We start from the raw sequence: 431 nt of genomic DNA, 5'->3' as shown, positions 1-431 counted from the left end.
CCGATACTCTGTATCATTTCCATATCGGGAAACTTGACGAGGGACATCATGATTGCTTAAGAAAAGAGAATTCCATCCTTTTCCGTTTAACTCCGTCTGCCACTTAGATAATGTTTTTTTCATAAATGAAAGGGCTATTGGAGATGTGTCCCATTTTCCACCTAGTCCAATGCCAAATACATGTTCAAATTGAAAAACCATATTCAGCTCATTCCGATTTTCATTCGTATATAAGGCAACATCATCTGTTGTAACAGCAGGCATTTCTCCAACCGTCATAATATCGTATTTAGAAAGAACTTCCCGATTCATCTCTTGTAAATATTCATGAATACGCGGACCATTCAAGAAATACTGACCGCCTGAAGCATATTTTGCCCCTTCAGGATTTGGAGCATCTGGAAAATCGGAAACTTTTGAAAGTAAATTAA

The 431-nt window shown here is 37.6% G+C and carries 1 protein-coding gene; it reads right to left on the bottom strand.

Annotated features, from left to right (window positions below; genetic code table 11):
* The coding region (locus tag ACTYA4_RS22195) for an alpha-amylase family glycosyl hydrolase (protein ID WP_443483705.1) at positions 1 to 431 on the bottom strand (431 nt) is incomplete at both ends.

The sequence above is a fragment of the Niallia yueguangensis genome, assembly GCF_052663115.1.
This window is presented reverse-complemented; position numbering and strand designations above follow the sequence as displayed.